The sequence below is a fragment of the Staphylococcus intermedius NCTC 11048 genome (assembly GCF_002902385.1).
Taxonomy (GTDB): Bacteria; Bacillota; Bacilli; order Staphylococcales; family Staphylococcaceae; genus Staphylococcus; species Staphylococcus intermedius.
Genome location: NZ_PPQH01000004.1, coordinates 1 through 14,094, shown reverse-complemented (window position 1 = coordinate 14,094; position 14,094 = coordinate 1). Strand labels below are relative to the sequence as shown.

Genomic DNA, 14,094 nt, shown 5'->3' with positions numbered 1-14,094 from the left:
TAACCCTCCTAAATCATAAGAGTGAAGGGAGGCCTATTGATAAAATCGTGTATCACAATTCATCGTTGTGAATAAATATACTTGAAATCCAATATAAAAAGATAGTCTATGATATTTCCTGAAATAAATAAACTTGGCATAGTTGGTTGATATAAGTGACAAATTGTTTATATAGACGGGGTGGACCTATAATTCGAATATGAGGACTATGCAGGAGACACAATTCAAATGCTTCAACAAATGTGATATTAAAATTGACAGTATAGAGATGTTCTTGTTGTGATAAAACCTTGTTGACTTGATACAGATCTTTAATACGTGACCACACTGATACATCCATTTCAAGAATGACCTCCATTTTGTTGTAGAATGGATGTTGTGTTTGCTCATCGATCTCAACTTGGCAGATACGACTGAGCGGTAAATATTGTTCTTGCAGATTGGTTCCCCTGTAGACAAGTTGCCAGTCTTCTTTAAAATGAACGACTTTAATCGGAAGCAACTTTGTCATAAATCCCTCTTCTGTTGTAATATGCAGCAATTTTCGTTCCTCAATACCTTGATATAACGTGAGTAATATTTGATGTGACATGAATTGATCCGTACTTTGAATGTGATTCAGATAGCTTTCGAATTTTTGTTTATCGTTGGGGAATAGCTCGAATATAATATATCTGAGTGATTCTTTCACATAATGTGGTATAACCACTTTATTTGCTGCTAAATAAATGAGTAGTACTTCAAACCCCTCTATATTTTTCATCTGATGATTAGACTGAATGAGATAGTTATTGTCTTTATAATGGTGGTGTAAACTTTAATTAATCAATAATTCTTATGAAAGGAATTGATGGTTATGACAGAGTTTACACCATATTTTTATGATTTTAGTCATTTAGATTATCGAAATTTTGTTGTTTTAAGATTTCATGGATATTCTAAACGAAAAATCTGCAAAATGTATAAACTTGCGTATTTTTGTATATTGCGTGTTTGTGAACAAGCTCAAAAAAATGACTATCGATTTACTTATAAGGATTATGTTTATTTAAAATCTTATGATGTGACTAATGAATTTATTTGTAAGATGTATCGTATTGATTTATTAGATTTAGAATTCTTTGAGGTGATGAACCGATAGTCTTTCATTAAATCTTAATAGGTCAGGAGAAGCATAGAAACTCCATTATCAAAAATGCAGTGGTACGGATTTGCGGGAGTTATTCCTATTCGTGCGACCCTTTAAACTGGCTAATTTGTATACGTACGTTTAATTTTAAAAATTATTAAAGGATGGTAGATATTATGGAACCAGTATTAGATTTTGAGAAAACATTAGGTAGCTTGAACTTTTTAGGTGTGGATGAAAAATACAAGTATGAAAATGGTGAACGTACAAATGAAACGGTTTACGCTTATAAATTGGGTAGTAAAGCACAAGGTGAACAAATTGTAGTTAAAACGCCGAATAAAGTTGAATTAGATTATTTACAAGAGTGTGAGCTCGTTAATCCAGAATGTAAAATGTACGTACAAATGAACGGTGATTTCGGTACAATTGGTTATAGTTTTAAAGCTGATGATATTAAAGCGTCAGGTGGATTGTCTCCTAAATCAAATAAATAAGTTTGGTGATATATATGGACTTTTATACTGCTGAAGAATTAAAGCCTTACGCTCATCATCTTAAACTTTCAGATGATATTTTGCATTATGTTGCCAGTCGCATTAATTGGGGTGACAAGTTGTCATTGATGCAATTATCAAAAGAAATACAATCAAAATTTAATGATAGTTATGTTAAACAAAATACGCCTAAAGGTCGCCCTATTGTATACGGTGACCTTTGTCTGTTATGTATCAATTTGAGTCAAGATGGTCATGGTAGAATGCTTCAAGTTGATTTAACGGATTGTGTATATATTGGTGATGTAGAACGTTATTCATAATAATTGGCTCTAAAAAAAGTAATTTATATTGTCGTTTTTACGAAAAGAACTATGAACAAGCATTCAAATTGAATTGTGATGTTGAAGAATTTGGGGATTGGAACAGATATGAAATTCAGATGCGAAAATCATATGCGATGAATTGTGCAGAACATTTGAGTAAAACTGATAACATCGCTTTTTTAGTTAAGTCAATTTTAAATAATAATTTACGTTTTGTGACTGAGCCGAAAGATAAAGCGGATATAAGAAAAAGAAGATGGCCGTTATATAGACCTTGGGCATTGTTTATGGCTAATGCTGAAAAAATTAATTTAACAATGGAGCCAAGTTTCAAATCAATTGAGGATAATATAGAGTGGTTGACAAGACAAGTTGCGACAACTTTAGACACAGTGATTACAGCTGAAGAGACTGCGATTTCTGAGGGGTTACTAAGTGAATCATCAAGCTTTTTAGATATGATTTTAGCACATTCTAAATTTGGTGATGAGCATAGAGAACGTATTAAACGTTATATAACGGAACTTGAAAGAAAAAAGGCGTTGAGCCTATGCGGGACTCAACGCTAAATATCTTCAAAAAAATATATATTAAGCGAGGTGCTTAACATTTTAAAATTCATAGTTGAACTCAGAAAAAATTTTTTGAAAATCATCAACAAACACATTATAGCACGATTTTCAAAAAACGGAAAGAGTTATAAAGTTGCAGATGCCGAACGAAAAATAATACCCAAATTTAAAAATAAAAGAAAATGGATTGTAGGTATTTTTTATTCGTTGTTAGGTTTACTCTTAATATTGTTGTTAGCTTCTTTTGTCAAAGCGACAAAAGCAAATAATTTAAGTCATCAAGCAAAAGAACAATCAAATATGATTCAACAAAAGTATGAGGATAATGCTGAAACAGTACAATATAATCCTAATTTAAAGTTATATGCAGATGAATTTGTTGAAACATATATGGCTATCCCTAAGAATAGCTCAGACCTAGAGCAGCGACAGAAAAAGTTAGCAGAGTTTTTCCCATCAGACTATAAAATACCCGATGAACAGACTAAAGATACTGAGAGAAAATTAAATAGTAAAGAGTTTTACAATATTAAGCGTAAAGATAAGCAGACAATTATTCAGTATATCGTTAATTATGATGTGATTATTACTGAGAAAAAAGAAGTTAAGGTTAAAAAGAAAAAAGAAAAAGGTAAGAAACAGGAATATGAAACAAAAACAGAAGAAAAAGAAAGAAAAGTAACTCAAAATGTTTTGATTAATATTCCTGTTAAGAGTGAGGATAATAAATATGTTGTTGTTGAATATCCTTATTTTACCCCTATTCCTAGTAATCAATTGAAAAAAGAAAAAATGATTGAGGATAATTTGAAAGACCATAAGCGTGAAGATAATCCGAAAGTCAAAAAATTTATTGAAGAGTTCTTTAATAAGTATGCTTCAAGTAAGGCTGATGATATGGCTTATTTAATGGAGGAACCACAGGGTTTAGAGGGTACACGTGAGGTTTCTAAAATTAGTGAGTTAAGGCTTTATCCTGATAAAGATGCTTATATTGCTAAAGTTGAAGTTTTAATGAAAGATAAAGATTCTCCTTTAGAGAATCTAGAACATTATACTTTAAAAATTGTTGAAAAAGATGGCAAGTATTACGTTGAAGATTTAAAAAATACCATTGGAGGTTAAATTATGAATACATTATATAGTATGTTGTTTGTATTAGGTGCTGGCAGACCGTCGATTAATGGTTTAGGTGATTGGATTAGTAGCGAGGTTGGTACAGGCATTGGCATTGTTGTGTTGATTATTGGTGTGATTCATTGGGCAAGCGGTAAATATGGTCGTATGTTAGCGTTGTTTGTTGTTGGTGGCTTATTATTTTTAGTAAGTAAAGGACCTGAAAATGTATTTAATGCGATTTCAGCAGTTTGGGAAATGATTTTTGGGGGCTGATGCGTTTTGGATAAAAAGGCATACAATTTAAAGCGGACTTTTGAACAGCCTATTGTGATGTATGAATTTACAAATGGTTTTAGGGTTAATCGTGGTTTACGTGTTGATTTTTGGATAACTTTTTTAGTTGTTTGGTTAATCTTTTTAGTTGCTTTTTTGTATTTATTAAAACCTCTAGTAATGTCTATAAGTGGACTCATGTTTATTTATTTTACAATAGCACCCTACTATTTGGCTAAGTATATTAATAAACTTAAGCAAGATGGTAAAAAATTATTTTTCTTTCTTTTAGATTTTACTGTATATCTTTTTAGTATTCAGATGAAACGCTCAAAATATAGTTTTGATGAAGAAGTTCAGTACCATAATAAAAAAATAACTTTTAAATAGCTCCTTTTGGGGCTATTTTTATTGGAGTGATGATATGAATTTAAAAGCCCCTTATGTAGGTTTGAAAGATAATTTGTTGTTAACTAAGTCTGGTGAAGTATGGGCGTATTATCGGGTACGTTCTGAATCAATATCGACAGCGAATTATGATGCTAAAGAAGAATCTAAAAAACGTATGAAGTATTTTTTGGAGTCTATTAAAGGTTATCAAGATTTTCATTTTGAAATGTATGACCATGATTTAGATTTAAGAAATAAGTTTAAAGAAATTAGTCAGGATTTTGACGATGATGCTTTTGATGTAGCTGAATATTATTCGAATGAAACGATTGATGTGTTAGAGCAGGAACTACAAATGATTACGCATAATTCTTTTGTAATGGGCGTGAAGTTGCGTGAATTGACGGACGATGCTGTTACAGTTAAAGAGATTCTTAAAAGTACTTTGTCGGATACGGCTGAAAGGATTGTCTCTAATTTTGGTTTTGATGTAAATTTAGATGATAAGTTATTGAAGCAATATAAAGTCTTTGAACGTGATTTAGCTGATAGCTTTTTAGGTATTGGCGGTGAGCGATTAACTGAGAATGAACTTGCATATATTATAAGAAAGCCTTTTATATCAAATGCAACGCATGATGTTCAAGAAGAATCTGCACGACGTGCAACAACAGATATTTATAACGCTGTCATTGACCCTACAAAATTAAGTGTTTTAGAGATTGAAAACGAAAACGAAACATTTTATTCAACAACGGTTGTTGTTGATGATTTTCCTTTGGATATGGAGTACACTCATTTATTTGAGAAAGCGCAAAATATGCCCTTTCCTGTGGAATGCCATGTGAAAGCGAAAATAGTTGAAAATGAGAAAGTAAAAAAGAAATTTGACCGTGCAAAAATTAATCACAAGGCGCAAGCAAAAGAAAAGATGAACACAGGTGATGAAGCGTCGGAAGAAATTCAAGATAATTTATTTGTGTTAAATCAAATGGAAAAAGAAGTGACAGGCTCAGGCGTATTTATTGAATGGGTCTTTATGTTTGTGATTAAAAGTGATGATTTTAAAGATTGTAAACGTAAAGCTAAACGTTTGATTAAACGTTTGAAAGAAACAGAAACATATGCGGTTAATCCTCTAGCAGACCAACTACAATTATTTTATCAATGTTTGCATGGTAATTCGTTATTTATTAATAAGTATTGGATACAGCGTACAACTGCGACGGGTATTGCTGAAAATCTTTTTGGTGTAACTCAAAGCCTAGGAACAAAAACAGGTTTTTATATTGGCCGTATTGATAAATTTTTGCGTTCGGTATCACGTGAGGAAGCTGTTGCAAGTTCTAGAGATATTATTTTGTTTAGTTTATTGCTTGCTGCTAAAGGTATTAAAGGGGCTGTTAGTGATAGCCCACATGTCCTTATTACTGGCCAGACGGGTAAAGGTAAATCATTTTTAGCTAAATTATTATGGATATATACATCATTCTTTAAAGGTCAAATGATTTATTGGGACCCTAAAAGTGAATTTGCTGAATGGTTTGACCGTGTTACCGATGATAAAGAAATGCAACGTAAATACCCCCTATTTATTAATCATCTTAAAATGTTTAAGTATGTAACGTTAGATTATCAAGATTCAACAAATTATGGTTGTTTAGACCCTATCGTTTTTCTTTCAGGAATTGAAGCTAATGAGATGTTAAAATCTGTTTTTGATGAAATTAAATCTTTTGAAAATTATCATCATATTGAAACAGCGATTTATAAAGCAATAGCGGAAACAGTGGACGAAAGAGAAAATGGGAAACAAGTTGGTTCTTTAAATGTGATTGAAAAACTTCAAAATGATGAAGATGAACATGTAAGTAATGCAGGTGATTTACTTTTTGAAAAAACGCAAAATAACATTTTAAAACTTGTATTCAGTGATGGTAGTAATCCGGCTTTAAATGTTCGAGAAAAAGCAACGATATTGCAGGTTAAAGGTTTAGATATGCCAAAGGCTGATGATGACCCATCAGGATATTCAACGAGTGAAAAAAATGGTATCACATTAATGTTATTAATTGGTAAGTTTTTGGAAAAGTTTGGTTCTCGTAGAGAAGTGCAAACAACATTATTTATTGATGAGGGTTGGGCTTTTAGTGCTTCTCGTCAAGGTAAAAAGGTTGGTAAACGTATTAAGCGTACTGGTCGTTCTGAAAATAATTCTCTTGTTTTTATTACACAATCGGTAAGGGATAAAGCTGATGATGATGGTGGTAACTTTGGTTGTCATTTTGCTTTTGATGAAAAAGATGAACGTCAGGATATTTTAAAGTCTTTAGGTTTAGAGTATTCAAAAGAATCACCGGAAAATATGGAGATGTTGAAAGATTTGAAAAAAGGTCAATGTATTTTCAGTGATTTTTATGGACGTGTTGGGAAGATGGTTGTACATTGTCCATTTGAAGAAATGACGGAAGCATTTAGAACACAAGAAGATTCTGCAAGCTCGAAAGCAGAAGAAAAATTTGCAATATAATAAGGAGTGATTTAATGGCGATGAATGAAATTGCTTTGTTCAAAGGTGTTCGTATTCAACCCTATCATAAATATGTTGATTTTATTGTTGCTGGTGCGATTGCATCAGCTTTTTTGATTTATCGTATTTATGTATTGATTCAATCGTATAATGAAAAATATTCAACATTTGATGTTCGTACTTTTTTTCCTTTTGTAAAATCTTCTTTAATTCCTTTTTTAATTGGAACTGCAATTGTGTTTTTGATAGTTAAGTTGATTGCACATTTATTGATTCGTTTTAAAGTGAAAGATTTAGCTGAAACGATTGAAACCCAAGGCTTTCATAATCGTACAGTGATTAAAAAACGTACTGAGTTTTTAGATATTGATTATCGACAAACTGAATATGATTATTACCCTACTCTTTTTTATAAACGAGGTAAGAAAAGTTTTATTTTGCATATTAAAAAAGATGGTTCACGTTTTCAAGATGATTATTTAGAATTGGAAACGATTATTGAACCTATGTTTCATTGTGAGCTAGTCGAGAAGCGCCATATTGGCCGTTATTTAAGATATGAATTTATGCCATTAAAATTCAAGAAACGTATTATTATGGATAATCATTCAGACTCTGAAAGCAAGATTTATGATACAAAAATTAAAATTACAGAACAAATAATTTGGGATTTTGCGAAAGCGCCACATGGTTTGGTAACTGGTATTACTGGTGGTGGTAAAACATATTTTTTGTTTTACATTATTCGTGAACTTTTCAGACGAGAATCGGAAGTACGATTATTAGACCCTAAAATTTCAGATTTATCTTTTATGAAACGTGTGATTGGTTCTGATAAAGTTGCAGATACAAAAGGTCAGATATTTAAACAATTAAGATTAGCGAATGAAGAAATGGAGAATCGCTTTCGACTAATGACAGAAAGCGAAGATTATCGCATTGGACATGATTTTAGAAGTTTTGATATGCCTGCGTATTTCGTTATTTTTGATGAGGTTACAGCATTTACATCTACATTAGATAAAAAAGAACTACAGGAAATGAATGATTATCTTGTAAATATTATTATGAAAGGTCGTCAAGCGGGGGTGTTTATGTTTTTAACAGCACAACGTCCTGATGCAGATGTTATTAAAGGTAATGTGCGTGACCAATTAGGTTTGCGTGTTTCTTTAGGTAACCTTTCGACTGATGGTTATAGAATGACCTTTGGTCAAACTGATAAGGAATTTCAATCAATTCATGAATCTGATATTGGTCGTGGTTATATTTCTATTTTAGGACAATATAATGAGCCAGTTTTATTTGATGCGCCATTGATGGAACAATATGATTTTGCGAAAGATGTTGAACAAATTTTATCACAACAAGATATTGATAAGGAGAGGCAAAGAACAGTTGTTTTATAAAATGAAATAAGGAGTGGTTAAATGAAGCGTAAAGGATTATATCTTTTATGCTTTTTAATTTTGCCTGTTTTACTTTTGACATCTGTAAGTGCGTTAGCAGCACAAACAGCAGATGAATCTGATGTGTCGAAAGTAGAACCTAAAATTGAAAAGTATGATTTAAGTCATTATCGTTCGCTTTATCATGAGGAGGGAGATTGGAATCCTTTCGGTCAAGAAGAGATTACACGACAGATTAATAATGTTTCAGAATTTTTCTTATCTATGACTAAAATGATGGCAAGTATGACAGATTATGCGATTGAAAAGTTATTTAATCTTGATGTGCTTGATGAATTTGGTGATAAAATTGGTGATTTTGTTGCGAATATTTATCAAAGTTTGTTAAATAATTTAGCTTTATCTTTGTTTATTGTTGTTTGTTTTAATGCATTTATTATCTTTAGTGTTAAAGGTGATCCAAGAGAAGCGTTAAAACGTGCATTTTTGATTATATGTTTAATTGGTTTTGGTGTGGGTGTGTTAGGTAATGCAGGCACAATTATTCGAGTATCTAATAGCTTGGGTCAAGACTTAAATAATATTGTGATGAATAGTACATCATCAATTAATCAAGATGTTGACTATAAGAATAGTCAATCAGGCGTGAATCATATTCGAAACGAATTTTTTGATATGACGGTTTACCGAACATATTTGATGATGAACTACGGTTCGGTTGATGAAAATGTGATTAAGGAAAAAGGTAAAGATAGAATTGATAATATTTTAAAGTTAGATTTCAGTAAGAAATCTGAAAAAGATTTGAAAGATTATATTAAAAATGAGGTAGATAAGAAAGACAATGTGTACATGACTCAAGGATACGCATTTCAAAAATTAGCTGTGGCGGTTGTTGGTTTCTTTATTACATTGTTTATGTCGATTGTTTTCTTATCGATTAGCTTTGCGAAGCTGATATTTTCTACTTTTTCATTAGTTTTAGTGATATTTTTAGTGTTTAGTTGGATTATGAGCTTTTTGCCAGGTTTTGAAATTTCTGTATTTCGAGCAGGTGCAAAAACTTTAGGTTATATTATTTTAAGTGCATGTATGACGTTTTTATTTGTGATTGTTGGTTTTTGTATTCAGTTAGCAAATTTATTTATCAAGCCAACGAGCCAAGAGGCGTATATGTTAAATTGCTTATTTGTGATTATCATTATTTTCGTTCTGTATAAAAAACGTGATGAAATTATTCACTTTGTGAGCCGTGGTAATGTAAGTTTTTCTCCGTCGAAATTAGGTGCTGATACAATTAGAAAATCACAAAATAAATTTAATGAAATACGAGAAAAACAGTCACAAGATAAGAAGAATAAACGTATTAAGCAAGCATCTAACCCAGAATCAAATATGAACCCTAATGACAATCAATCACCTAAGCGTAGACAACAACAAGGGGCATCACATATTTTTTATAAAGATGGTGGGAATGCTAAAGAAAAGCAAAGACGTCAGCAACAAGAAACAATGTATGCTCAAGATGTTCAAACGTCTGCATCAAAAGAAAATAATGTGATTTATAGTGATTCAAATGCACCTCAGAAATCAAAACAACAATCGCATCAAGTTCGTGACTTTAAGCCTAAAAAAGATATTCAACGTTCACCGCAAGTCGTTACCCATGTTTCTAATGGTTCTAGTCGTTCAAATTACCAAGCTCGTGAAATAAATCGACAAGAACAAAAGAAAGTACAGATGTCAGCAGATAATAATATTGAGAAACGTCAAATTCAAGGTGTTAATCATCGTCAAAGTAATCATCAATCAGTTCATTCAAATCAATCTATCACACGTAATGAACAATCTAAAAAAAGATTAAAAGACCAAAAGGATATTAATAAGCATGGCAAGTAAAAAAGAAATAGCTAAAAAAGTGATAGGTTCGACATCTATTGGTATGAAATTAAAATTGATTAAAGCCATCATAATTTTTGTTGTGGTGGCTTTATTGTTGTTACCTGTATTGATGATGATTATTTTAGCGCCGAGTTTAAAAGAAGATGTGGACGATGCAGGTTGTACAGTGGCAGGCGGTAATGTTGAAAAATCTGGAATAGAAGTATTTGAACAAAATGCTAAAGGTGGTGCGTTAGAGGGCAAAACAAAAAAGATTGTTGAAATTGCGAAAGAAAATAAAATTCCAGTTAATTTGTTTATGGCGATTATTGCTAGTGAATCTCAATGGGGGAAAGGGGCAAATGCAACACGTCAAAATAACCCACTTTCTGTAATGGGTACAAAATCAATTCATGATTCAACTTACCCTACTATTGAAAAAGGTTTAGAGGATGGGGCAAAAAATTTATATGAGCTTTATATTAAAGAGGGATTGGATACACCAAAAAAAATTGGTCCAAAGTATGCGCCTGAGGGTGCTTCTAATGACCCAAATAATATGAATGCACGTTGGATACCTACTGTTGAAAAGATTATGAAAGAATTAGGTGGCTCTAAAGCAAAAACAACTTGTGATAATGGTAAAGGTAAGGCAATTGATTTCAATGGTAAAATACCGAAATGGAGTAATTCTAATCCAGGTAAAGGCAATCTTTATACTGCGGGACAGTGTACTTGGTATGCTTACGGTATTCGTCAAAAGATGGGTAAACCTATTTCTACATTTTGGTTTCATGCGCAGTTTTGGAATGATAGAGCTAAAGCAGAGGGTTATAAAGTGAATAATAAGCCCGCTGTTGGTGCACTTATGATTGCTGAGCCTGGTGCTGCAGGAGCACCGCCGGTGACGGGACATGTTGCTGTTGTTATTGATGTTAAAGATAAAAATACGTTTGTTGTAACAGAAATGAATATCAAAGGTGAATATCAAGTATCACAGCGTGAATTAACTGTTCAGGACGGTTTGAGCTTTATACATGATAAGGAGTGATGAAATGAAGTTAAAGGTTATAACTTTTTTGATAGTTACGTTATTTTTAGTCATAGGAATTGTGATTGGTAGTCAATTGTATAAAGGTCAGTTAAAAGCTAAAGATAATAAGATTGAATCATTACAGCAAGAACAAAGTGAATTAAAAAATACAAATCAGCGTTTAAGTGAATTAGTTAAACGACAGTCTAAAACGGTAATCAGTGATGAAGAAAAACAAATACGTGAGAAAGCAGAATTATTTGTTAAATCTATGTTTGAAATGAAACGTGATACATCATTTAAATCTAAGTCAAAAGATTTAAAACCACTTGTGACAGATGATTATTATTCAAGTTTATTTGAAGATAGCAAAGACAAATATAATTTATATGATGATATATTTGTTAATGATTTGCATGTTTATTTCGATGTATATAACCCTAAGAAAGATAGTTATCGTGTGTTTGTCCAGTTTGATGAACGTATTGAAACAGAAGGACAAGAAAAAATTGAAAATCGGAAAACATCGGTTCAACTCGATTTGGTTAGAACAGGTGATGGGTGGAAAGTTGATAATTTAGCACGCTTTAATTTACAACGGAATGGACGTTGATTTGTGTCATGACAATGATATAATTTACTAAAAAAGGAGTGAATATATCATGAAAAAAACATTTATATTGTTTATAAGTTTGATTTTTGTTTTAGCTGCATGTGGTAAAAAGTATGATAAAGAGATTGAACAAGTTACGAAGTTGGAACAAAAAAGTGTTGAAGATTCACAAGCTGATAATCGTAAAAAAGTTAACCGTAATTCAAGTGATTATAAAGTTTATGATAATGGTAATGTAATAACTATGACGATAGTACCTTTTGAAGATTCTGATATGACGACAACTAGGGTATATAGACTAAATAAGACTAATCAGAAGTATGAGGAAGATTTAAGTGAGAATGTAACTGAATATCAAGAAAGTAATAAGCCAGATTATGAAGAAAATAATTTGGAAAAATAAGAATCAACTCCTTATGGTTTGTGAGTTGTAGGAGTTGATTCGTGTATATATCTTCTTATACTTATTTTAAGAAGAACCTTTTAAAAAGTAAAGGAGGATATATATGAAGCAAAGAAAAAAGCGTGTTGAATTAGATTTTAATACGAGATTGGCAATTGCAAAGTATTTAAATGATGGTGTTTCTATAGCTGAAATAGCACGCTTATTAAGTCGTGATTATCAAGTAATAAGTAGTGAAATCAAAAAGCGTTCAGTTGATGGAGAGTACAATCCTCTATTAGCTGAAGAACACGCAAAAATGAAGCGTAGTTATACGCAAGAAGATATTGTTAAACGTCGTGCAATCGATGATAAAACAAAAGCCTATATTGAAGAAAAATTAGCTTTAAAATGGTCGCCACGTCAAATTTCAAGTCAAATTGAGAAAGATACAGGTCAATATATAAGCTATCCTACTATTTATAGATATATTCGTAAAGGTATTGTGAAAGTAAATGTAGAGCGAGATATGCGCCGTTCAGGTAAAAAGTACAATAAATCAACTGAAAAGCGTGGTAAATTAGATGTTGGAAATCGTGTTATAAGGTATCGGCTCAAAAAGTATTAATAATCGTGAAGAATATGGCCATTATGAAATTGATACGATTTGGGGAGTTAGACCGTCAAAATATTGTTTATTAACAGTGATTGAGCGTAAAACTCGTTATTTATATGCAAGGTGCCTGCCAACACGACAAGCTAAAATAGTATGTTCAGAGATAGTGAATATACTCAAAGATTTAGACCCTAAAAGTATAACTATGGATAGAGGAAAAGAATTTGCGCAGTTCGAAATGATTGAACAAGAATTAAAGTGTAGTATTTATTTTAGTGATTTAGGCTGTCCATATCAGCGGGGGTCGATTGAAAATGTGAATGGTTTATTACGACAATATTTTCCAAAAGGCACAGATTTTTCTAAGATTACAAAAAAGACTTTAGACGTAGCAGTAGAGCAAATTAATACACGGCCACGCATGATATTTGATTATTTAAGTGCTAGTCAAGTGTTAGAAAATGAATTGAGTCAATATGATGGTATTAAGTGCTGTGTCAGCACTCCTCGTGACCATTAACAAAGAGTTATGTTTAGGCGTAGCCGTTAAAAACGTAACTCTTTTTAATGGTAGGACAAGCGAACGATTTACAGTGAGCGCGTTCAGGAAAAGGCATATAAAATGTATATTTTTTGTATATTTATTTCGGAGCGCTTTTTAAAGTGTTCCTTTTATTTTGATTTATACTCTAAAATTTTGTGGTTATCCTGTTTAATTTTCTTTTAACAAACTTTTTTGAAATTTTTTGAAGAAAATTTTAATTTTAGCTTGACACATCGCCAATTAAAAAGAATATCTTTTTTCATCAACCACTCCTCGTTATCATAAAGATAATTTCTAATTTCTTGGATATCTCTCTTGATTGTCCGTTCGTTAACATTAAATTCATCAGCTAAACTTGTCTTATCAATTCTTTGATGATGAATTAATCGTGTATAAATACTTAGTAATCTTTGAGCCCTATTCAAAGCCTCACCTTCCCTCTTTGTCTAGTATTATAGAAAATGCTTGGGACATTTATATGTACAACTTATTTTCAATTTAATGTCACTTTTTGAAAAATAGATAACAATTACTTTACGGAGGTATCATAAAGGACAATTTATGTCACGACAAATAGTATTAATAGAAAATGTTTTAGATTTTCACGAATAATAGTGTGACATATATAATTCTAAGAACGCATTTAATCACATATAGGTTATATATCAATGCCCAATTGGATTATGGATTTGGATAAAGAAGCTGTATGAAGTTGTATCATATCATATAAATGCTATTAAAATATATTAACTTATTTAGCATTGATATACAATATAGTAG

At 31.5% G+C, this 14,094-nt stretch carries 16 protein-coding genes and 1 pseudogene; 15 read left to right on the top strand and 2 right to left on the bottom strand.

Annotation, left to right across the window (positions count from 1 at the left end; genetic code table 11):
- Positions 1–106 precede the first annotated feature (106 nt).
- Positions 107–763 (bottom strand): WYL domain-containing protein, encoded by a 657-nt coding sequence (locus tag CD138_RS00995; protein ID WP_019168867.1) that lies wholly within the window; start codon positions 761–763, stop codon positions 107–109.
- Positions 764–856: 93 nt separating this feature from the next.
- On the opposite strand from CD138_RS00995, the gene CD138_RS00990 reads away from it, so the two are divergent.
- The 15 genes and pseudogenes from CD138_RS00990 to CD138_RS00920 all read left to right on the top strand — a co-directional run bounded on the left by CD138_RS00990 (position 857) and on the right by CD138_RS00920 (position 13,290).
- On the top strand, positions 857–1,141 hold the full coding sequence (locus tag CD138_RS00990; RefSeq protein ID WP_019168868.1) for a hypothetical protein: 285 nt from the start codon (positions 857–859) through the stop codon (positions 1,139–1,141).
- 164 nt (positions 1,142–1,305) lie between these two features.
- Positions 1,306–1,626, top strand: coding sequence for a DUF961 family protein (locus tag CD138_RS00985; RefSeq protein ID WP_019168869.1), 321 nt, complete (start codon positions 1,306–1,308; stop codon positions 1,624–1,626).
- Between the two features lie 14 nt (positions 1,627–1,640).
- Positions 1,641–1,949 (top strand): hypothetical protein, encoded by a 309-nt coding sequence (locus tag CD138_RS00980; RefSeq protein ID WP_019168870.1) that lies wholly within the window; start codon positions 1,641–1,643, stop codon positions 1,947–1,949.
- 2 nt (positions 1,950–1,951) lie between these two features.
- Positions 1,952–2,521, top strand: a pseudogene (locus tag CD138_RS00975) (replication initiation factor domain-containing protein); the annotation flags it as partial.
- 75 nt (positions 2,522–2,596) lie between these two features.
- Entirely contained in the window at positions 2,597–3,649 is a 1,053-nt protein-coding gene (locus CD138_RS00970) for a conjugal transfer protein (protein ID WP_096559525.1), read from the top strand.
- Positions 3,650–3,652: 3 nt separating this feature from the next.
- Complete coding sequence (locus CD138_RS00965) at positions 3,653–3,916, top strand: TcpD family membrane protein (RefSeq protein WP_019168873.1); 264 nt, start codon at positions 3,653–3,655, stop codon at positions 3,914–3,916.
- A gap of 6 nt (positions 3,917–3,922) precedes the next feature.
- Positions 3,923–4,306, top strand: a complete 384-nt coding sequence (locus tag CD138_RS00960) for a TcpE family conjugal transfer membrane protein (protein ID WP_019168874.1) — start codon at positions 3,923–3,925, stop codon at positions 4,304–4,306.
- Positions 4,307–4,340: 34 nt separating this feature from the next.
- Positions 4,341–6,836 (top strand): ATP-binding protein, encoded by a 2,496-nt coding sequence (locus CD138_RS00955; protein ID WP_019168875.1) that lies wholly within the window; start codon positions 4,341–4,343, stop codon positions 6,834–6,836.
- Between the two features lie 14 nt (positions 6,837–6,850).
- Positions 6,851–8,245: an FtsK/SpoIIIE domain-containing protein gene (locus tag CD138_RS00950; RefSeq protein ID WP_019168876.1), complete on the top strand. Its 1,395-nt coding sequence runs from the start codon at positions 6,851–6,853 to the stop codon at positions 8,243–8,245.
- A 21-nt stretch (positions 8,246–8,266) separates the two neighbouring features.
- Complete coding sequence (locus CD138_RS00945) at positions 8,267–10,144, top strand: CD3337/EF1877 family mobilome membrane protein (RefSeq protein WP_019168877.1); 1,878 nt, start codon at positions 8,267–8,269, stop codon at positions 10,142–10,144.
- On the top strand, positions 10,134–11,177 hold the full coding sequence (locus CD138_RS00940) for a CHAP domain-containing protein (protein WP_019168878.1): 1,044 nt from the start codon (positions 10,134–10,136) through the stop codon (positions 11,175–11,177). The genes CD138_RS00945 and CD138_RS00940 overlap by 11 nt, the downstream gene beginning before the upstream one ends.
- A gap of 4 nt (positions 11,178–11,181) precedes the next feature.
- A complete protein-coding gene (locus tag CD138_RS00935) occupies positions 11,182–11,772 on the top strand; it encodes a hypothetical protein (RefSeq protein WP_019168879.1) in 591 nt (196 codons plus the stop codon).
- Between the two features lie 49 nt (positions 11,773–11,821).
- A complete protein-coding gene (locus CD138_RS00930) occupies positions 11,822–12,175 on the top strand; it encodes a cystatin-like fold lipoprotein (RefSeq protein ID WP_019168880.1) in 354 nt (117 codons plus the stop codon).
- Between the two features lie 103 nt (positions 12,176–12,278).
- On the top strand, positions 12,279–12,782 hold the full coding sequence (locus CD138_RS00925; protein WP_019168881.1) for a helix-turn-helix domain-containing protein: 504 nt from the start codon (positions 12,279–12,281) through the stop codon (positions 12,780–12,782).
- Positions 12,763–13,290, top strand: a complete 528-nt coding sequence (locus CD138_RS00920) for an IS30 family transposase (RefSeq protein WP_081583092.1) — start codon at positions 12,763–12,765, stop codon at positions 13,288–13,290. Before CD138_RS00925 ends, CD138_RS00920 begins: the two co-directional genes overlap by 20 nt.
- A gap of 203 nt (positions 13,291–13,493) precedes the next feature.
- Here the strand turns inward: CD138_RS00920 and CD138_RS00915 are convergent, their stop codons facing one another.
- Positions 13,494–13,739, bottom strand: coding sequence for an HTH domain-containing protein (locus tag CD138_RS00915; protein ID WP_019168883.1), 246 nt, complete (start codon positions 13,737–13,739; stop codon positions 13,494–13,496).
- Positions 13,740–14,094 lie beyond the last annotated feature (355 nt).

Coding starts and splice junctions, on each gene's coding strand:
- CD138_RS00995 (WP_019168867.1), bottom strand. CDS start 763: ATGAAAAATATAGAGGGGTTTGAAGTACTACTCATTTATTTAGCAGCA.
- CD138_RS00990 (WP_019168868.1), top strand. CDS start 857: ATGACAGAGTTTACACCATATTTTTATGATTTTAGTCATTTAGATTAT.
- CD138_RS00985 (WP_019168869.1), top strand. CDS start 1,306: ATGGAACCAGTATTAGATTTTGAGAAAACATTAGGTAGCTTGAACTTT.
- CD138_RS00980 (WP_019168870.1), top strand. CDS start 1,641: ATGGACTTTTATACTGCTGAAGAATTAAAGCCTTACGCTCATCATCTT.
- CD138_RS00965 (WP_019168873.1), top strand. CDS start 3,653: ATGAATACATTATATAGTATGTTGTTTGTATTAGGTGCTGGCAGACCG.
- CD138_RS00955 (WP_019168875.1), top strand. CDS start 4,341: ATGAATTTAAAAGCCCCTTATGTAGGTTTGAAAGATAATTTGTTGTTA.
- CD138_RS00950 (WP_019168876.1), top strand. CDS start 6,851: ATGGCGATGAATGAAATTGCTTTGTTCAAAGGTGTTCGTATTCAACCC.
- CD138_RS00945 (WP_019168877.1), top strand. CDS start 8,267: ATGAAGCGTAAAGGATTATATCTTTTATGCTTTTTAATTTTGCCTGTT.
- CD138_RS00940 (WP_019168878.1), top strand. CDS start 10,134: ATGGCAAGTAAAAAAGAAATAGCTAAAAAAGTGATAGGTTCGACATCT.
- CD138_RS00935 (WP_019168879.1), top strand. CDS start 11,182: ATGAAGTTAAAGGTTATAACTTTTTTGATAGTTACGTTATTTTTAGTC.
- CD138_RS00930 (WP_019168880.1), top strand. CDS start 11,822: ATGAAAAAAACATTTATATTGTTTATAAGTTTGATTTTTGTTTTAGCT.
- CD138_RS00925 (WP_019168881.1), top strand. CDS start 12,279: ATGAAGCAAAGAAAAAAGCGTGTTGAATTAGATTTTAATACGAGATTG.